Origin of the sequence: Variovorax sp. YR216 (assembly GCF_900107745.1) — a bacterium.
Classification (GTDB): domain Bacteria; phylum Pseudomonadota; class Gammaproteobacteria; order Burkholderiales; family Burkholderiaceae_C; genus Variovorax.
This window is the reverse complement of the sequence record NZ_FNRO01000013.1, coordinates 1-18,006: the sequence shown is the minus strand read 5'-3', so window position 1 is coordinate 18,006 and position 18,006 is coordinate 1. Positions and strand designations below refer to the sequence as shown.

Annotated in this window: 17 protein-coding genes and 1 pseudogene; 10 read left to right on the top strand and 8 right to left on the bottom strand. The window is 59.0% G+C overall.

Going from position 1 to position 18,006, the window contains the following annotated elements; all coding sequences use genetic code 11:
• Positions 1–105 precede the first annotated feature (105 nt).
• On the top strand, positions 106–1,692 hold the full coding sequence (locus BLW05_RS25210) for a TniQ family protein (RefSeq protein ID WP_177142810.1): 1,587 nt from the start codon (positions 106–108) through the stop codon (positions 1,690–1,692).
• Between the two features lie 127 nt (positions 1,693–1,819).
• On the opposite strand, the gene BLW05_RS25205 is transcribed toward BLW05_RS25210, so the two are convergent.
• On the bottom strand, positions 1,820–2,572 hold the full coding sequence (locus BLW05_RS25205) for a hypothetical protein (protein WP_143044917.1): 753 nt from the start codon (positions 2,570–2,572) through the stop codon (positions 1,820–1,822).
• 537 nt (positions 2,573–3,109) lie between these two features.
• Complete coding sequence (locus tag BLW05_RS25200; RefSeq protein WP_177142809.1) at positions 3,110–4,609, bottom strand: DDE-type integrase/transposase/recombinase; 1,500 nt, start codon at positions 4,607–4,609, stop codon at positions 3,110–3,112.
• 662 nt (positions 4,610–5,271) lie between these two features.
• On the opposite strand from BLW05_RS25200, the gene BLW05_RS25195 reads away from it, so the two are divergent.
• The 3 genes from BLW05_RS25195 (at position 5,272) to BLW05_RS25185 (ending at position 7,620) form a co-directional block, all read left to right on the top strand.
• Complete coding sequence (locus BLW05_RS25195) at positions 5,272–5,616, top strand: transposase (RefSeq protein WP_177142808.1); 345 nt, start codon at positions 5,272–5,274, stop codon at positions 5,614–5,616.
• Entirely contained in the window at positions 5,613–5,945 is a 333-nt protein-coding gene (gene tnpB, locus BLW05_RS25190; protein WP_093166314.1) for an IS66 family insertion sequence element accessory protein TnpB, read from the top strand. The genes BLW05_RS25195 and tnpB overlap by 4 nt, the downstream gene beginning before the upstream one ends.
• A gap of 127 nt (positions 5,946–6,072) precedes the next feature.
• Positions 6,073–7,620, top strand: a complete 1,548-nt coding sequence (locus BLW05_RS25185; protein WP_093166462.1) for an IS66 family transposase — start codon at positions 6,073–6,075, stop codon at positions 7,618–7,620.
• A 268-nt stretch (positions 7,621–7,888) separates the two neighbouring features.
• Here the strand turns inward: BLW05_RS25185 and BLW05_RS25180 are convergent, their stop codons facing one another.
• The 4 genes from BLW05_RS25180 to BLW05_RS25165 all read right to left on the bottom strand — a co-directional run bounded on the left by BLW05_RS25180 (position 7,889) and on the right by BLW05_RS25165 (position 11,858).
• Positions 7,889–8,590, bottom strand: a complete 702-nt coding sequence (locus tag BLW05_RS25180) for a TnsA endonuclease N-terminal domain-containing protein (protein ID WP_256330486.1) — start codon at positions 8,588–8,590, stop codon at positions 7,889–7,891.
• A gap of 353 nt (positions 8,591–8,943) precedes the next feature.
• Entirely contained in the window at positions 8,944–9,312 is a 369-nt protein-coding gene (locus tag BLW05_RS35535) for a hypothetical protein (protein WP_143044915.1), read from the bottom strand.
• 403 nt (positions 9,313–9,715) lie between these two features.
• Positions 9,716–11,311 (bottom strand): TnsD family Tn7-like transposition protein, encoded by a 1,596-nt coding sequence (locus BLW05_RS36865; RefSeq protein WP_371126974.1) that lies wholly within the window; start codon positions 11,309–11,311, stop codon positions 9,716–9,718.
• A 34-nt stretch (positions 11,312–11,345) separates the two neighbouring features.
• On the bottom strand, positions 11,346–11,858 hold the full coding sequence (locus tag BLW05_RS25165) for a hypothetical protein (RefSeq protein WP_177142806.1): 513 nt from the start codon (positions 11,856–11,858) through the stop codon (positions 11,346–11,348).
• A gap of 264 nt (positions 11,859–12,122) precedes the next feature.
• On the opposite strand from BLW05_RS25165, the gene BLW05_RS25160 reads away from it, so the two are divergent.
• The 6 genes from BLW05_RS25160 to BLW05_RS25135 all read left to right on the top strand — a co-directional run bounded on the left by BLW05_RS25160 (position 12,123) and on the right by BLW05_RS25135 (position 15,578).
• Entirely contained in the window at positions 12,123–12,827 is a 705-nt protein-coding gene (locus BLW05_RS25160; protein WP_093166309.1) for a metallophosphoesterase, read from the top strand.
• Between the two features lie 4 nt (positions 12,828–12,831).
• Positions 12,832–13,668 (top strand): metallophosphoesterase, encoded by an 837-nt coding sequence (locus tag BLW05_RS25155; protein ID WP_093166308.1) that lies wholly within the window; start codon positions 12,832–12,834, stop codon positions 13,666–13,668.
• A gap of 63 nt (positions 13,669–13,731) precedes the next feature.
• Positions 13,732–14,160: a hypothetical protein gene (locus tag BLW05_RS25150; RefSeq protein ID WP_093166307.1), complete on the top strand. Its 429-nt coding sequence runs from the start codon at positions 13,732–13,734 to the stop codon at positions 14,158–14,160.
• Positions 14,157–14,714: an antitoxin Xre/MbcA/ParS toxin-binding domain-containing protein gene (locus tag BLW05_RS25145; protein ID WP_093166306.1), complete on the top strand. Its 558-nt coding sequence runs from the start codon at positions 14,157–14,159 to the stop codon at positions 14,712–14,714. Before BLW05_RS25150 ends, BLW05_RS25145 begins: the two co-directional genes overlap by 4 nt.
• Positions 14,711–15,184, top strand: coding sequence for an HAD domain-containing protein (locus tag BLW05_RS25140; protein WP_093166305.1), 474 nt, complete (start codon positions 14,711–14,713; stop codon positions 15,182–15,184). Before BLW05_RS25145 ends, BLW05_RS25140 begins: the two co-directional genes overlap by 4 nt.
• Positions 15,185–15,251: 67 nt before the next feature.
• Positions 15,252–15,578, top strand: a complete 327-nt coding sequence (locus BLW05_RS25135; protein ID WP_093166304.1) for a hypothetical protein — start codon at positions 15,252–15,254, stop codon at positions 15,576–15,578.
• Between the two features lie 698 nt (positions 15,579–16,276).
• Here the strand turns inward: BLW05_RS25135 and BLW05_RS25125 are convergent.
• On the bottom strand, positions 16,277–16,924 hold the full coding sequence (locus tag BLW05_RS25125) for a hypothetical protein (protein ID WP_143044913.1): 648 nt from the start codon (positions 16,922–16,924) through the stop codon (positions 16,277–16,279).
• Positions 16,925–17,238: 314 nt separating this feature from the next.
• Positions 17,239–18,006 (bottom strand): annotated as a pseudogene (locus tag BLW05_RS36060) (aminopeptidase); the annotation flags it as partial.

Genomic DNA, 18,006 nt, shown 5'->3' with positions numbered 1-18,006 from the left:
AACCCAACAATGAGAGTATTGCACTGTGGACGCTAGTGTCGCGAACGCTTCCCAGTCAGGTGAGGGCCTCGTACGATCACCTTGACTAGAGAAGTAGGGGACGCCGTGAAACCATTCGTCTTTACTCACATTCTTCCCGGAGAACTGGCGGAAGGCTACGAAGGACACGTCTACGGCCTAAACGGAGTATCCCCAGAGGCGGGAAATGAATTGCTCCGCGCGACGTTCGGTCTAGACGACAACGGACGTCAAATCAAAGGCAAGGTGGAAGTCTTGGCAGGGGCGCTGGGACTCAGTGCGCAAACGCTGATCTGCGAACACACCATTCAGCCATTCGCACGCGCTTTTGTGCGATTCAGTCCTGGCATCCCGTTCGGCGCGCCGAATGCGACGGCCAATTTTCGTGCGTCAGAGCACCTGCGATCGCCTAATGCCTACTTTTGCCGGGATTGCATCCGCGATGACATCCAGTCTGCGGGCAGGGCGTACTGGCACCGTGAACACCAAATTCCAGGAATCTACTGCTGCCATATCCACTTTCGCTCACTCGCGTCTACGACGAAACCACACCCATTTTTGCATCCACCGTCCGCGCATTCCGACGAGGTCTCTTTGTTGGAACACCAATGGGCCGAGAGGATGAGAGCAAGCGTGACTGCAATGGCATATGCAGAGATCGCAATGAATCTCCTCTTCATGTCGGCCCCCCTGTCCGGGTACGGAATGGTTCAGGAGTTGAAGCGCAGAGCGGCCGAACAACTTGTTGAGGCAAATTCAGAACGTTCTCTAACGGATCTTCTTCGGCGCAGCTTCGACTCCGCTTGGCTTGAGCAGGTCATTCCGGAGTTTCGTGACCGCGGAACCACTGCTTATCCCACCATCGAGAAGGCAATCACGGTTCGCCGCGCTTCCATACGCATTCCCGTCTACGTTGCCGCCCTGGCCGCACTCTACCCCTCAGCCTCGGACGCTATTGAGCGAATGCTCACTGCGGGATCAGTCGAGAACGACTCACACACCATCGGGTCGCCCTCACTCTCAGGCGAGCAAACTCGTCAGATCGAACGGGCATACGTTAGGACGACTGGCAATCTCAGTCGCGCTGCACAGTTGCTCGGCTCCTCGATCCCCGCAACTAGACGCGCGCTGATCTCACGATCGCTTCCATCGTTGGACGGCATATCTCCCCACCTTCTAGCATGTTTCCTGAAGAAGTTCGTCGATCAACGCAAATCGTTCCGCGAGGCCCTATTCACTGTGGGACTTGATCGAAAGTCCGCCGAAAACATAAGCCGACAGTGCTTGCAGACTACTCGCGACGTGGCAGAACGCCTCCGTCGGAGGTTTCTGAATTCTGGTCGAGTCAGTTGCACAATATCTGATGCGATGAACGTTCAAGTCTGCGACGGCATCCCTCGACTGGTCCTTGAAAGCCAACCGGACTTCGAACTCCATCAAGTCTTTAAGTTCCTGAATGCCTTTGTCGCTCGAAGACTATCGCTGCAAGCGTCCGCATACTCAGGCGGCTTGCCAGTGTCAGCTGTAGAAGGTTTTCTTCGAATCGCGCTTTGCGCTCTATCTCGGACGATCGCGCAAGTTCAGTCCATTGATCTAATCCAGCAACTGAGAGTTCTTCACCCTGATCGTGTTGCACTTTTTGAAGAACTTGAACGACTCATTGATGAGCCCTAATCCTCTATCCGACGGCCTCGCAGGAGTGGACGGCGATGACCCCACCCCTCAGGTTGCACCGATGCGGCCACAGGGCGTTAGTAATCTTCGATTCAACTGCAACGCACTATGTTCAAAGTCCAAACGGCTATTGGTCACCCCATTGGTGCCCCGTTCGCGCCATGTCTTCATATCTTGCAAGTGCCGCAGTGTCGCCTGACCTGAGCGCCGCGACTGCATGGCGCACCGCCTGCGGGGCGCTTTGGGCAGCAACCTCAAAATCATTCAACTCCAAAACGTCTCGCGGATTCTCCTCCAATTCCAATCGCTCGAATGCTCGGCGGTGTGACATCCGCCACAACGTTATGATCAACCGCAGGACACCTCCGGTAAGTTCCAACAAACGATCCTGAACGGTGGCGTCTATTGCCATTGGCTCCGCGAAGTACTGATACTTTGAGAGTTCCTTAAAGAAAAGCTTGCACATAGGGTCGTTGACAGATCGAAACGTCCCGAACTCATGGTAGCCCGCAGTCGTCAGTTTCTGAGCCGTGCTGAAGCGAGAGAACAGTGCACTAACTCCATCATGTGTCCCCGATACTGCGACCGCCAACTGACCAAGATTGACGACCTTCTGGATCCAAAGCAGTAGCTTGTCCTCGACGATGCTCAACTCCTGTCGATCGTCCGATCTGGTCCGAGTTCGAAGGGGAGCTAGCTTGAACAGATTCTGAACCTCATCAACGTGCAGCACGCCTAAGAATCGGCTCCGAGCGACTTGCAGCCACTCGTCCAAAACCTGAATCCCGCTCGGCTTCTTCAGTTCCCTGATCCTCGAAAATCTCTCCCTATCGCCAGTGACCCTCTCGTAGTCATGGATCAACTCCTTGGCGAATGCCAATGAGGTTCCCTCAGAGGGGACTTCGATTGACGTCCAAACAAGTTGCTGGAATTCTCCGTCGACTCCGGGAAACGACTCGTGCGATACCAATTGCGGGAAGCATCTCAGCGTCAAGTCGTGAGCCACTGACTTGCCAGTTCCAGAGATGCCTTCGCTAACAGACGCGGGTCCGTTGGAGAGCGGCCTACGAGGTATCTTTTGCTCGGTAGACTCCCCTACGAGCGCGGACCACGTCTTTGGTAGAGCTGGATCGCGATCAGCGAGAGATTGCCGGATAGCCAAGTCCAGTGTCGTGTGAACCCGCATATCCGTCGATGTGCAGACCCGAAAGCCCCGCACCGCGGTTTCCATGAAATGCCGTCGGAGGTGCGGCGGCATCGACTTGATAGCGTCACGAGGCGGGACATCCGGGAGGACCGTGTGCGCGGCTGAAATCTCCTTGGTCGAAGGAATCGCACCAAGGCCTCGAAGCAATACATTTCCCCCGTAAGGGTTGCTCCAGTTGGATTGAGGCGATTGCATGCAATCCTTGGTCGCCTACTTCAGGCGAGCGATGATGCCTGACATCATCTTTGCGAAGCCCTCCTCAGTTGCCAGCGTGTCGGGCACACTGGGACTCTTGGGCGAGACAGATTTCCGCGCCGCCGGATTCGCTTCGCTGCGGCGAGCTTCTTGGAATGAAGGCTTCTTCGTGCCTGCAGCCTTCGCTTCAGCCTCGTTGGTCAGCGCAGTGGCCTTTTTTGTCAGCTCATCCACCCTCCGCTTCGCATCCACCTCGGTAGTCACGGCCCGATGTTCTTGACTGGGACGCGCTGCCACTTGAACAGCGTGCGCGTCCGCGAACTCATCGTAAGTTGTTCCTTCGGCGACGAGGCTCTCATCTACTAGATTGAGCTGCAGCAATTCGTCCACTTTAGGATCAAACGGGATCCAGATCTTGGACATCGGCCCCGGATACCGAAAGCCGGAAACGGTCCACGAACCGAAGTTCCTGGCCAGGGTTGTCCATTTAGCCTCGTCTACCTCCTTTGCCTCATAATCGCAACCGCCTTGTCGCACGCGGTCCCGTAGGACGCTGACATCTGTCGGTACCAAGAGTTTTCGGATTAGCTCACTCTGCGGGATTGTTCGAGTTAGTCCGATCCCCGTTTCGTGTCCCCACCGCCAAAGCCCCGCGGGCGTGGGAACGACCCCGTCGGCGATCATTCCAGCGTCCAAGCGCTTCTCTCGGTTGGCGGTTGCGTTGTACAGATCAAAAATGATCTTCAAGTACGCTACGTACTCCTGCAAGGTGTACTTGCTCAAAGCCGGGTTGAGCTTTTTCTTCTCCATTTCCGCGCGTCGAATATCCATGGCGCCAGGCACAAATGAATACTGTTTGTCCTTTACTATTCGGTGGAGCACTTCCACCATCCCTTTCAAGTCTCCCCTATAGGGGGGCGTGTAGCTCGTCATAGGCAGCAGCTCGAGCGCAAGTACTTTGTGCGACTTGCTCAGATACTCACCTCGATCGCACAGCAAGTTGAAGCAGAGTGTGGGTTCCGGAAAAAGCACAGGCTGCGGCACGTCGAGCCCCCAAGTGGTGGCGAACAAGGGGCCCGCAACCGCATTGAACAAGGCGGCTCGAGCCTCCTCCCACCTCGGACCGGACAGGCACACGTGGAAGCCGACAATTGCTGTAGACCAGACATCGACGATGACATAAACAATAGGGCGGCCGATGATCCAGGCACGATTGACTGAGCTTCGGAGGAATACCTTTCCAACAGTCGAGTCAATGGCCCACTGATGCCCTGGCCCTCCGACACCTTGCCAGTTTCTCCCTGAATAGCCGCGCCGGTTGGCTTCGAAATGGCGCGCCGTAGTCTTCTCGATAGCCCGCTCGAGAAGGGTCTTGGAGCCTCCCAAGACCCGCTGAACTTGCCGTCGATTTGGGTACTCGCCGATCGGCGGGATGACATAGCGAACCTTGCCATCTGCTTCTTCGATCAATTTACAGAAGGCAGATTCCAAAATCGTGGTTACTCGATCCGGCATCTTTGGCTTCGGCGAAGGTATCAGGAGATCAGCCGCAAGGATCCTCGCGGTCCAATCCGTAGTCATGCCAGGCTGGACTGGCGAGGCTCCAACTGCACTAGCCTCGGATTTCGGGCCCGGCTTACGCCGTGTCCAGACACCGGTCTTCTTGTCTCTGTCACAGGGCCTTGAAACTCCCGGTGCCCCGCACCGTTCACGATGCAGCCGAAGGCTCCCCTCCCTGAATCCGTATCGGCACAGAAGAGAGATCAAGGTGTAGACGTACGTCTTGCTGACTTTGTGGGACTCAACCACCTGTCCCACCAGCCTTCCCCACCCGTGCTCGCTCAAAAGGCAATCTTTCAGAGTGGGAAGATGCAGGAACGGCTCCATGACCAACAGTCGCATCTTGTACTTCGCATCGTCGCCATCCGTGAGCTTCTTCTTGCGCGCTGGGGACGTCAGGGTCAACGGTACGACGTTCCCACTCTCCCATAGCTCCACCAGTTCGCGGTGGCTGGTCCATATCAAGGCGGTATGCAATGACGCGTGCGGCGTATGCGTCCGGCAAACCCATCTTGAACGCGGCTTAGGAGCAAAGGATGCTCGTATCCACTACGACTGTTGGTGGACACGTGCACACTATCGCTCCTCAGGCTTCGGGCGACCGGCGACGCCGCCGGTTGCATAGCGACGAATTCAAGGCCCATGCGGTCGCTTCCGCGGCGCAGCCCGGTGTCTCCATGGCATCCGTGGCGATGGCGCTGGGCATCAATGCAAACCTTCTGCGCCGCTGGGTGCGTGACGCGGAGGTGTCGCCTGGCGGAGTGGCGGAAGGCACCGCTCGCAAGGCTTTGCCCAGCTCTGAGGCGTCGTCGTCCTTCGTGCCCGTGCAACTGCCTGCGCCGGTCACGCCAGCGAGCGACATTCGCATGGAAGTCAGACGAGGTTCCACGACCATCGTGGTGACTTGGCCGGCGGCACTTGCCACCGAGTGCGGCATGTGGCTGCGCGAGTTGCTGCGGTGATCCGCATCGAGGCCATCTGGCTGGCGGTCGAACCGTTGGACATGCGCGCCGGCACTGAAGCGGCATTGGGCCGCGTGGTGAAGGTGTTCGGTGAAGCCCGTCCGCATCACGCCTACATGTTCGCCAACCGCCGAGCCAACCGCATGAAGGTCCTTGTGCATGACGGCATCGGCGTGTGGCTGGCGGCCCGACGACTTAACGCGGGCAAGTTCGTCTGGTCGGCTGATAGCGCGCACACCCTGAGCTTGAGCCGAACGCAGTTCGATGCGCTGGTGCTGGGCCTGCCGTGGCAGCGCTTGGGAGAAGCCGGCATCATTCGCGTGATCTGAGTCAAGGCCCTTGAGGCGTGGCAATTGCTGGATATGCCGATGTGATCGACGCGGTGAGGCGCGACGATCACACTCCATGATCAGCGCGCAGCAGCTGGAAGTCTTGGACCCGCAGGTGCGGCAGGCGATGCTGTCGTTGATGGCCGAGGTGGCCGCGCGCGACGAACAACTGCGCGCCAAGGACGCACTGATCGAGCGGCGCGAGCGCGACGTGGCGTTCAAACAGGCGCTCATCGACAAGCTCACGCACGAAGTGGCGGTGCTCAAGCGCATGAAGTTCGCCGCGACGAGCGAGAAGTTCACCGGCAGCGTCGAGCAAAAGAGCCTGCTGGAGGACACGCTGGACGAGGACCTGGCCGAGCTCTATCGGGAGATCAAGGGGCTGGGCGTCGACGGCGATGCTGCCAGCGACAAAACCGACAAGAAGACGCCCAAACGGCAGGCACTGCCGCCGCACCTGCCACGGCGCGACGTGCATCACGAGCCTGAGTCCACCGTGTGCGGTTGCGGCTGCCAGATGCAGCGCATGGGCGAAGACGTGGCCGAGAAGCTCGACTACCAGCCCGGCGTCTTCACCGTGGAGCGCCACGTGCGCGGCAAGTGGGTCTGCCGGCACTGCGAGACGCTCGTGCAAGCTGCCGTACCGGCGCATGTGATCGACAAAGGCATCCCCACCACGGGCCTGCTGGCCCAGGTGCTGGTAGCCAAGTTCCTGGACCACATGCCGTTGTACCGCCAGGAGGCAGTCTTCGAGCGCGCCGGTCACCTGATCGCCCGTTCGACGCTCGCGCAGTGGGTGGGCGAGTGCGGCGCGCAGCTCCAACCGCTGGTGCAGGCGCTGGCCGACGAGCTGCGCAGACACGCGGTGCTGCACGCCGACGAGACACCGGTGGCGATGCTCAAGCCGGGCAACGGCAAGACACACCGAGCCTATATGTGGTCTTACTGCACCCCGCGCAGCAATCCGACGAAGGCAGTGGTGTTCGAGTTCAGCGAGACCCGCAGCGGGGAGAACGTGCGCGAGTTCCTGCAGTTGGAAACCCCGAGCGCATGGAAGGGCACCCTGGTTACCGACGGGTTCAGCGGCTACCGAGCTTGCTTCGACAAAGGAGTGACCTCGGCGCAGTGCATGGCGCACGCCAGGAGGAAGTTCCACGAACTATGGGCCAACCACAGTAGTGAGGTGGGGCGCCAGGCACTGCGCTTCCATCAAAGCCTGTTCCGCATCGAGCGCGAAATCGAGAACAAGACGGCCGAAGAGCGAAGACGAATACGGCAGCGCAAGTCGCGGCGGGTGCTTGCCGTGTTCCACCGCTGGCTGGTGGCGCAGCGCCAACTGGTGCCGCCGGGTTCCGCGACGATCAGGGCTATCGATTACAGCCTGAAGCGCTGGGGCGAGCTCACGCACTTCGTCGATGACGGCGACGTGCCGATCTCCAACAACTGGGTGGAAAACCACATCAGGCCGATTGCGCTGGGAAGATCGAACTGGCTGTTCGCAGGAAGCCTGCGCGCGGGCAAGCGGGCGGCGGCGATCATGAGCCTGCTGCACTCAGCGCGCATCAACGGGCACGAGCCCTATGCGTATCTCAAGGATGTGCTCGAGCGGCTCCCGACTCATCCGGCAAGCCGTATTGAAGACCTGCTGCCGCACCGCTGGATGCCGTCGGCCTAAACGCAGCCGCCGACTACACGCTCGCCCGCTCGGGGGCAAGGTGACTTGGCCAGACGCATACCGTGCGGCTTCTTTCTTTTACGCTTCAAATCACGATCAACATGCTTTGGTCGCCCTCCGGTACCGCGGGAATAGGTGTCTTCAGGAATTGCGACGAGAACTGTTGCATCACTGCGGATGTCATCGACGACGCAACGGTAGATCAATCCCGCTTTCGCGGTCGACGTAGCTCTTAAGAGCTTGAACGTAGCGTCATGCGAAAGCTCTTTTAGACTTCTTGTGGATCGACTTTGGGCCATGCAGACCTCCTTGATCTCACTGGGTTGAGGCTCCAAAACTCCGCCTCCGAAATGTGGCGCAAAGGCAGGTAAGGCCTCCAAGAGCGTCGCAGGTCGATCGGAAGCTCTCCTCGCCAGATCGATTGCCACAGGGAAGCCTGCGCAGCCTCCATGCTCCCCAATGCTTGCGCTGTTGCTTGAAGTATTTGTGAAAGGCTCGCATGTCGATTGGCCTTTGCGATTCGGACTGCTTTGGCCTTTTCATCAGATTGAACGCTGTCAGCCAACGCCCAAGGAGCCGATCTTCTGAGTTCCTTCACCACTCGCGCATCGAACTCATCCGAAGTGATGAGGAGCCACTCGACGTCTCGCCTTTTCCAGTACTCTCGCTCGATCCTCAGAAGCTCCTTCTCTCTTCTGTCACGAGTGGACAGAGTGGCTAGCGGGTCGGGCTTCCGTGCAACGGCGAGTAGCGATGGACCACCGTTGAGAATCGCGACAAAGTCCGTTGTCATTCGCCACGGGCCAGATCCATCCCTCATCCACGGATGCTTCAATCCCAGCTCTTCCGCGATCTGAAGCGTTCCAGGGTACTCCGCTTGACTATCACATCCATAACGACAAAGTGGATGGAGATCGCTGAACCAATCCAAGGGGTACTGCTCCACGAGATCCTTGAGTTCCGGCAGCATGCAGAAAGAGAACTCGACGCTCAGTTCACCGTCAGAAAGCAAGCTTCTAAGGCGGGAGCGCCACACATGTAGGTGACTGCGTCCGCTACTAGCCGGATCCCCTCTTGAGACTTGGTGATACGGGGAGTAGTCTGCAAACGCTCCTAGTCCTCTCCCCTCTCGTTCGAAGCGCTCGATCACCTTGCCTGTGAATCGCTTGGTGGTTCGCATATCACACACCCTCCAGAAGGTCGCAGGCTGCTATCGCCGAGTTTTCGAAGAGTGACTTGGTGAACCTCGTCTACCGGCTCAGCACCATGCGTCATGCTGAGATCACTTGCGTCCCGCATCCTTAGATCGGCAGCGACTGCGGCCTACCAGTACCCGGACCGGGACCCGGACCGGACCGGGACCATGATCGGCAGTCGATTCGGTCTCGTGTCCCACAAGCGCAGATACCGGTAAACAATGCAGCACTGTTCACTGATGCACTTGCCACAGAATTCATATCGGGTGAAGACAACTCGACAATCCTCCACATGGAGGAAGTTGCGATCGCGCCATACCACGAGTCCTGCAACCGTCACGGCGGACAGAAAACTGATCGATCGTGACGGATCGCCTGCGGCGAGAAAGCGCGAGAACTCACGCATGCGCGCCACGGCACACCTTTCGCGTTCGCCCCTATGTTCTTGCTGCTCGTTCGCACTCCCATGTTTGTTGGCGTGCTTGATTTTTTTCATGGCGTCATCTCCGTTCTGAGGTGGGACCATCATGGTTGGAGCGACCTCAGCGATGCGCACAAAAAGTACAGTCGGCAAACCGACAAGTTTGGGTTCGTGACTCAGAGGGTGCCTGATTGGTGGCGCTAAGTCATTGATTTTTCAACAACTTTTCCTGCGAATTAAGGTCACTACGCCATTAATAGAAACTAGCTCAAATGCGAATTGAAAAGCTTTTTTCTATGGTGAAATATGTTGCAGTGCCATTCGGCGCAGTCGCCCACAACTAGCGAAGAAGGCGCTCCCAAGCCATGCCGCCTGGAACACACGAGGCGCGCATGCAAGAGGCATTTCAGCGGACAGCGGCTGCTTTGAAACCTGAAGCAGCGCTTCCGACGAGGGGCGAGGCCGCGCTACACCGGCATCAGCGTTTCGCTCGTGCTCGACGGTACGGCATGAGGCGCTCGGCGGTCATGGGCAGCCGGTCAATCGCCGCCATACGCATCCGAAGCTCAGGAATTCGCTGACAGATACTCCAAAGTCTTAACCGTTCGCGATCCACTGAGGTCAATCCACCTATATACGCGTCGATCTTGCCCGCCAATAACTGATCTCGCGCCTGCCAATCAACCGACGAACGACGGGGCTGCTGCCCTAGCCACTCAGCATCATGCTTATACAGCCACTGGTAGGACGCCCTAGTTGCAGCGCGATCGGATGCTTGGTTCCGTTTGAGCCAGGTCTCGCGATGCTCAGCAAGGACCCGTGAGAACCCTGCAGCTTTCCACGCATCGTGCAGGCCCACATTGCTTCGCAAGAGGGCTCGTAAGTCCGCGACCGAAACACCTACCCCCTCACTCACTGCCCCTAGCGATTCGCCACTAGCCAATCTGGTGATCGCAGACGATTGCTTGCCGGACACAAGTTCCGACCGCTTGGGCCCTCGCTGAGGGTTTAGCGAAATCGCTGCTTGGCATGCTTGTGCGGCTTTACGCACATTCTCCGGAAGCATTACCGCCGCCCCTCCGTCGTCCGGTTCGACTGATTCCAAATCAGGAAGGCTCAGCTCGTCACTCGGCATCTCAGAGCGACCTTCGATTGATTCCCACAAGCTCAGAAAATCCACAAAATCTCGAAAAAGCCAACTAATTCCTAGCAGCCAGCGTAAAGGGTGTGAGCTTTGCCTCCCAGCTCCGACTAGGTCGTGTACTTGGGCCACCGCGCCGGTGAGTGTCCGTGGAGTCCAGGCGAACACATCGGAAGTTTGACGCAGCAGGTGAGCGTAGGCTAGGAGACTACTTGCGCTCTCAGCTAGCAACAAGCGTCCGTTAGCGGAGCGAACAGCCCCAAGCTGAGACAAGCGAGCTCTAAAAACGACTTTGAGCCGCGCAGGATCCAACTCTCCGTCCTGCCATGCGCGCGACTGAAGTTCGGTGACAAGCGTGGAGAAATGCTTTGCACCTGTTGGTTCGCTACTCGCATCTTCAAGTTGCGCATCCGAGGGAAGGAACCACAAAAACCTTCCAACTCCGTTAGCTTTGACTTGCGACGTGGTCAATGGCTTCCCATGCAGCTCGCAATACAAGACGCCTGGAAACTGGTGCTCTAGATGCCAGTACGTCCAGCCATACTTGGCTCGATCCTCGCACATGCACATCGAGCACGCTTTGAGCGGATGGTTTGCCCTCAGCCCTGAGGTAAGAAGACCCAATTGGTACTTCAGATGAGCAACGGAAGGGCCCTTCATCAGAGCAATGGCTTTCTCAATCCTTTCGACAGAGAGAAATGGCCTGTAGAAGGAGAGTAACGTCTTCGTAACGGCTATCTCTCGAAAAGTACCCCAAATCCCTCCCGCGCGGACCTCCAGTTCGCCAAGTCCTCCAGGTAGATCGTGGTATGTACCTGCTCGCTGCGAATCTCCGAACAAAACTCTCGCACTTTGACTGCTAGTCGTTGTTCCCCACACCCGATGGTGCCTAGCACATATGCTGAAGAGCGTTTCGCCCGGCAACCAGGGCATGCGGGGCCACGGAAGGAACTCCATAGGCGTTACCTCAGAACGATCGGCGTTGCAACTTAAGAAGATCAGAAGTTCGTAGGATGCGGAGATGCATTGCCGGTGGCCGTTCAAAGTGTGAGAACCATTCATCATCGATGACTGCCGTCATCCGATAGCGCTGGCCAAGCGCCCAAACGACAAATTCACCGATCGAGAGCTCGCGCAGTCCTTCCAGAAGAACTGCACTCGGGTCGCACCGCACCGATGCCGACCATCCTGGCAACTGAACACGGCGTAGAGTACGTAGCTGCGATAGCGACTCAATGATTGATGTCGACCGATCTCCCTCTGCTATGAGGAAGTATTCAGCAGCTTCTGTAAGGATGACGTGCCGCTCATCCGTGATGGTCCTCGCAAGTGCTTGCGGGGACATTGCAAGAAGCGGCCTTGCATCGGGAAAAGCAAGAGTGCCTCTCTCATGCTCATGCTCATGCTCATGCTCATGCTCATGCTCATGCTCATGCTCATGCTCATGCTCACGCTCATGCTCGTGCTCGTGTTCGTGCATAGGATTTCTCAATCTGCTGGGACAGTCAGAGAACATCGTCACGAAGAGATCTTCTATCGATGACCGTATTGAATCCTATAGGATTCGTAGCTAAAGACTATGCGGCTTCTTCTGATTGACGAGATTCGATGAATCCTATAGCGTTCTCTCTTGTTGCGCGCCATATAGGCTTGTTGGCAGTTTTGGTCTCCCTTCAACCCACTTTGGTGACGCAACTTGGGGGCAAAGTTGGAAAGAATCTCGTTTGATTCGAAGTCGTTCGCCATGAACCGAAAGGGCCGCGACCTCGCCATAGGCGACATTCACGGCTGCTTCGCAGAGGTGAAAGCGGCCTTGGGGATGGTTCAGTTCGACGGAAGAGTCGACCGCCTGTTCTGCGTCGGCGACTTGATCGACCGCGGGCCGCAGTCGGATCAGGTGTTGGAGTGGCTCGGTGAGCCGTGGCTGCACGCGATCATGGGCAACCACGAGCAGATGGCGTGGCGCAGCGTCAATGGTGCACCCTTCGACCGCCGGTTCCACAAGATGAACGGCGGCGACTGGCTGGAGCTTCTACCGGCAAACGAACAGGTGGCCATCGCCGAGAGGCTGTCCGCGCTGCCTCTCGTCATCGAGGTGGAGACGCCTATCGGAATCGTCGGACTCGTTCACTCGGACTCCTATGTCGACGACTGGTCCGAACTGCGATCGATCGATTGGGCGCAACTGGACGACGACCACCCATTTGTTCGGTGCTGCCTCTGGGCACCCCTTCGCTTCAAGCGCCAGTACCGTCGCGTCGTGAAGAACGTTCGGGCCGTCATCCACGGTCACGTGACGGTGCCTGGTGTGACGGTGCTCGGCAACGCGTTCCACATCGACACGGGCGGTTGGATGCCGGAGGGCCATTTCACCCTGCTCAATCTGCATACGCTGATGCCCGAGTTGCCGCCGGACACGCCGGACGGCTCAGCCGGGGGAAAGGCTTGACGTCATGCGCCTGCTCGTCTTGTCCGACCTGCATTGTGAATTTGGGAACTTCGAGGTCCCCACGCATCTCGAGTTCGACGTCGCCGTGCTCACCGGTGACATCTATCAGCCGGGTGAGCTGGCGGTCCAGTGGGCTTTGCAGAGCGAGGCGCTGGCGTCTAGGCAAGCGATCCTCGTGCCCGGAAACCACGAGTACTACAGACGGTCACGCCAAACTCGGATGGACAGAACGTTGGCGGCTATGCGGGAGCTGGCCGCACGCACCCACGTGCACGTTTTGGATGCCGACGAACTCGTGCTAGAGGGCGTGAGGTTCCTCGGCGCTACCCTCTGGACGGATTTCGCGTTGGCGATCGAGACACCCCAGGGCCCGCAGACCAATGTGGAACTGGCCGAGCGCCTGGTCGAGAACGCGCTGAACGACTTCCGGTTGATTCGGGTGCCCAACCGAAGCGCACTTCCTGGGACCTGGCAGGAGCGCGAGGGAAGGATCTTCCGGGGTGAGGACGCGCGGCGCATTCACCACGAGCAGCGCCGATGGCTGAAGCAACGGCTCGAGACCCCGTTCGATGGAAAGACCGTGGTCCTGACCCATCACGCGCCGCACCGCGGGTCGCTGGCGCCGTGGTACGCGTCCGATTGGGTTTCCGCCGGTTTCATCAGCGAGTTGCCCGACGAGTTTTTTGCGGTTCCGGTGCTCTGGGTCCATGGGCACACGCACACCTCGTTCGACTATCGAGTGGGCAACTGTCGAGTACTCAGCAACCCGCGCGGGTACATGCCGGCGTCTGGGGTTGCAGAGAACGCTCAGTTCAACCCGCGCCTGGTCGTGACGGTGTAGTCCCTCAATGAAGGACAAACGTACCGAATCCAGGTACAGAAGTTTGACTCGAAGGAGCGATTCATGAATCCCATCTATCGTCCCGGAGACGCGGAGTTCCTGCCAGGCCTGCTGATTGTCAATCGCAGAGCCGCACCGCCCATCGAGCAGCAACCGCATATGGAGTTGGTCCAGTGGCGTGTGCTGATGAGCGGCGACGGCGACATTCACCTCATCGGCTTTCTGCTCGAACGTCCAACGATTCGCTTGACGTCTGCGGTCCTCTCCCTGTGCATGCGCGAGGCGATCACGTCATCCGGGAGGCGATACAAATTGGTGGGCGCACCAAGCGAAGACGAGCACGCCAGGGCGTTGATCGAGATGCGGGCCATCGAACTCATGCCGCCGTGGCGCGATGTCACCGACTTCTACTGGGCACGGCAAGAAGGCACTGACCCTTCCCACAGCGGGCGGGACCCCGACTCGCCGCTCCCTGGAGAGTCAGATGAATGAAATCGCGGGGTCGGGGTTCATCTCCCGGCATCGAGCGGATCCGTGAGGACGCCATGCAATCGAAGGCGAAGCGGGGTACGCAACATTCGCGCGTGAAGCAAGGCCGCGATCCACGCGGCGAAGCCTTTGCATTCTGTGTGCTGATGTCTATTGCCGATGGATGGACGCGCATCGCGGTGGTCGAGCAGGGAGTGCCCGCGCATGTCGTTGAAGATCTCGCTGCGCTGATGGACGTGCCGCTGAACTTTCTGACCCGAGCACTCGGCATCTCGGCGGCCACGCTGAGAAGGCACAGGAGGGACTTCAAACCTCTGGCGACTGGCGACGGCGATCGAGCAATTGGACTGGCTTGCCTCATTGGCTGCGCTGCTGTCATGGTGCAGGAGGCCGGCGGCGCCGATGACTTCGATCCCGCTCGGTGGATAGCTACCTGGCTCAAGTCGCCGGTTCCGGCGCTTGCAGGACGGCGCCCTGCCGAGTTCCTGTCCACGCGGTCCGGCCTGACGTTGATAGACGACCTGTTGGGAAAGATCAGAAGCGGAACGTACGCGTGACTGCGCCCGACAGCGCGCCCGGTCTCAATCTTGAGGAAGATGAATTAAGGGATGAGAGCAGTTTTCACTTCGATGGCGTCTTGCATCCGGCGGGAGAGCCACCTGGCACGACTTTGCCGTTCGAATGGATTGACCTGCTCGCGGCGCTGCTGGAGCCCTTCGACGACGTCCAGGTCGTCATTCATTCAAGCTGGCGTGAACATTTCTCGGCACCAGAGCTCACGGATTTTCTTGAGCCGGTGGCTGACAGGCTGCTTGGAGCTGTGGATGAAGGGCCCAAGGCAACCGCGATCGAGCGATTCCTTCGCGAGCATCCGCAAGTCACGGATGCGCTCGTTCTGGACGACCAGGTCGATGAGTTTCCTCGTGGGTTTCCGGCCACCTTGCTGGCGTGTGAGCCCGGGACAGGACTTTCGAGCAAGGAAACGCAGCAGCGACTGAAGAACTGGCTGCTCCGTGTTGCCGTATAGGACCGTCCATGCAAGGCGACATGGGAGCCCTCACGCTTGCCCGGACTAAGCCTCAGGAAGGCTGCAGATGACACCAACCAAGATTCCCGAGGACTTTCCACGCGATCCGCGGCCTGGCGCCGTGCCCGGCGCCCAGCCCAAGCTGCTGCTTCGCAAAGTCGACGACGCCTTCGTGTCGGGGTGGACCGACGAAGAGCTTGCGTTGCGGTACGTCGTCTGCGCAGACTTGGTGACGCAGTTGAGTCGTTATGCCCGCCGAAAGCTCGAGGCCAATCCTGCCTGGGACCGCGCGGAACTCGAGAGGCGAATGGCGGTAGGTATTCGAGCCAAGCCATGGGGGTTCACCGAACCCGAGATCGACTGGATGGTTCGACGCGCATGCAAAGGAATCTGACCGAGAGCGAGGCTCACCTTGCCAGCAGCGACGGGGGGCATCGGTACCCGTGTTCCTCCCAGATGGCCGTTGCGGTCGGGCCCGCGCGACAATCCGCTCGTTACCGAGATGGGCAGCAATGCCGTGAACTCCGATCCCAAAGCAGCCGGCGACTCCAGTAGGGTCATAAGACAGGCCTTGGGCTACTCGGATGCGGCGTCGCACCTCATCCGCAGCACATCAAGGCCATGGACGCCGGGCTCATGCAACGCCTCCAATAGCTTTCTCAAGGACATTGCAATGACAGCACAGGAACGGCTTGACCTCGCGAACTGGGCAATTGCAACGCTCACCCCATGGGTACGCGCCGAAGGCAAATACTCAGCCTGGGAGCCCAACATGCCTGGCCATTGGGTATTGGAAACCTCCGAGTTCAGAATATTCCTGACCGAGGGCATCCTCCTGTTTCCAACTGATGCCGCTACGTCATGCCTTATCGATGTGTGGCCGGCAGGAACATATAGAAAGCTCTTGTCGGTACGCTGGATGCCGGACAGACCTTGGGACCCACCGCATCTCGTCACGAAAGCCAAGGACGATGGATGGCTGGGTGCGTTGGGTTGGGCTCCGTCCTAATCTGGCAAGCATTCGTCATACCGAGCAAAAGATGGACGAACAAATGAAGCATCCTGTCGCGTTCGGGACCATGCGAACTCACTTCATCGCTTGCCCTGACCCAGCGGAGTCGACAGCATTTCCACGAGCGTTCGAAGCGCCGGTGCGGAGAATTCATGGCTGATGCCAAGTCGGTCGAGCATCTCGAAAATGTTCGGCTCGAAGTCTAGCGCCTCAAGATCTACCGCCATCGACCAGCCTCCCGCCAGTTCCCCGACGGCGCTGTTTTGTCGCAGGTAGACCGCTTCTTGCGCTGGATCGTCAGGATCGACTTCCAAGCTAAAGAGAAACGGATGCCTCAAGTGACGCCGCAGGCGATCACTCCATGGCCTCTGCCGCCCTTCCACGCGCCCGGAGACAACGACCACAAAGGTCCGGTCCAAGGGAACCAGATAGTCTCTGATCTGGCGTTGGGCCCCTCCAAGAAAACGTCGCTTGGCTGTATGGATGTGCGAATTGCGAAGGGCGGGACCCAGCGGCCTGTGTAAATCCGCGGTGTAGAGCAAATGACCCGCACGCAGGAGCAGACTGCCCGTTTTGCTCAGATCCCGCCTTACCGCACGAATGACCCGGGCGAGGAGCAACACGGCGACCTCGTTCATATCGAGGAACTCTCCCGGCATGATGTACCTGAAGTGAAACGCCAGAGTAATTTGGCGAGGAGAGTTCGCAGGCAATGAGGCCGGTTTCATCGTGACACCATGGGCGATTGGCGGCCCGATTACAAGTGAATAGCGGTTCGCTGTGAGTGAAAGTCGAAAGCCGATATTGCGACCGAGCAGAGAGCGCGCGAACGCATCTCCGGGACCGGCCTGCTCGCTGCAGTGGAAGCAACCCTGGCTCTTTTCAGCGTTTGCAAGCGTTGGCGATCGAGAGCCTGCGGCACACTGCAGGCTCGTTTCTGAATAGTCCCATATCCAGAAATGGATGGCTGGGCCCGTTTGTACAGGTTTGCAAAACCAGCAGATATTCCTTTGCTGGATACGCGAAGGCCCCGTCCATCGGCTCACGCCCGGCCGCGGACCATGTCGAGCAGGCGACCCACGATGCGCTCGCCATCGGCCCGCAGGCCGTTGTGGGCGTACTCGTTGGTAACCCAGGCCCGCAGCCCACGAACGCCACGGGCCGTCTCCTCGGCAAATGATCGCTCTACGTAGACATCGTCGACGTACACGGTTGCTGCCACTGGGACCTCATTGCGGGCGAGGCGGTCAGCGTCGTACAGGCGCGGCCATGGATGCTCGGCCAGAAGCTGCGCCACCTCGCGGTGCGCGCGTAAGCCCGCGTAGTCGTCCCACATCCAAGGGAAGACGTGCTCCGCGCCGAGGAGGTCGCCAGTCATCGCCTCCTCGGGCGCGAGCCGGTGTGCCGACCAGCGAGTGGCACCCCCGTCGGCGTACGAGGACTCATGGAGCGTCGCGTAGATCGGATTGCGCTCCCAGGATGACGCCATCTGCGCGTCGACCATGAATGCGGCCGAGCCGAAGGGCAGCTCGAGCAGGTGGTGCAGCCGTTCGAACCCGGCGCTGTCGCCGAGCCACATTCCGGTCTGCCGAAACCGACGCGATGTGAGGCGGTCGCCGTTGGGCAAGCGGACATCGTCCTCGTCGAGCCGGCGCAGGATCGTCCGCAAACGATCGAGGTCTCCTGGGTATCGCGCGTGATAGCGCTGGTTCGCTTCGCGCACGCGCGCCCATGTCGCCGCGTAGACCTCGTCGACCGGCCGATTCGTGATCGGCGCGAGGCCGCCGGTGATCAATACCTCCCGCAGGCC

Excerpts from the sequence above, each read along its gene's own strand:
- BLW05_RS25150 (WP_093166307.1), top strand. The coding sequence starts at position 13,732 with ATGAATCCCATCTATCGTCCCGGAGACGCGGAGTTCCTGCCAGGCCTG.
- BLW05_RS25145 (WP_093166306.1), top strand. The coding sequence starts at position 14,157 with ATGAAATCGCGGGGTCGGGGTTCATCTCCCGGCATCGAGCGGATCCGT.
- BLW05_RS25135 (WP_093166304.1), top strand. The coding sequence starts at position 15,252 with ATGACACCAACCAAGATTCCCGAGGACTTTCCACGCGATCCGCGGCCT.
- BLW05_RS25165 (WP_177142806.1), bottom strand. The coding sequence starts at position 11,858 with ATGCACGAACACGAGCACGAGCATGAGCGTGAGCATGAGCATGAGCAT.
- BLW05_RS25160 (WP_093166309.1), top strand. The coding sequence starts at position 12,123 with ATGAACCGAAAGGGCCGCGACCTCGCCATAGGCGACATTCACGGCTGC.
- BLW05_RS25155 (WP_093166308.1), top strand. The coding sequence starts at position 12,832 with ATGCGCCTGCTCGTCTTGTCCGACCTGCATTGTGAATTTGGGAACTTC.
- BLW05_RS25180 (WP_256330486.1), bottom strand. The coding sequence starts at position 8,590 with ATGCTGCCGGAACTCAAGGATCTCGTGGAGCAGTACCCCTTGGATTGG.
- BLW05_RS25200 (WP_177142809.1), bottom strand. The coding sequence starts at position 4,609 with ATGCCGGATCGAGTAACCACGATTTTGGAATCTGCCTTCTGTAAATTG.
- BLW05_RS36865 (WP_371126974.1), bottom strand. The coding sequence starts at position 11,311 with ATGCCCTGGTTGCCGGGCGAAACGCTCTTCAGCATATGTGCTAGGCAC.
- BLW05_RS25185 (WP_093166462.1), top strand. The coding sequence starts at position 6,073 with ATGCTGTCGTTGATGGCCGAGGTGGCCGCGCGCGACGAACAACTGCGC.
- BLW05_RS25125 (WP_143044913.1), bottom strand. The coding sequence starts at position 16,924 with ATGAAACCGGCCTCATTGCCTGCGAACTCTCCTCGCCAAATTACTCTG.
- BLW05_RS35535 (WP_143044915.1), bottom strand. The coding sequence starts at position 9,312 with ATGAAAAAAATCAAGCACGCCAACAAACATGGGAGTGCGAACGAGCAG.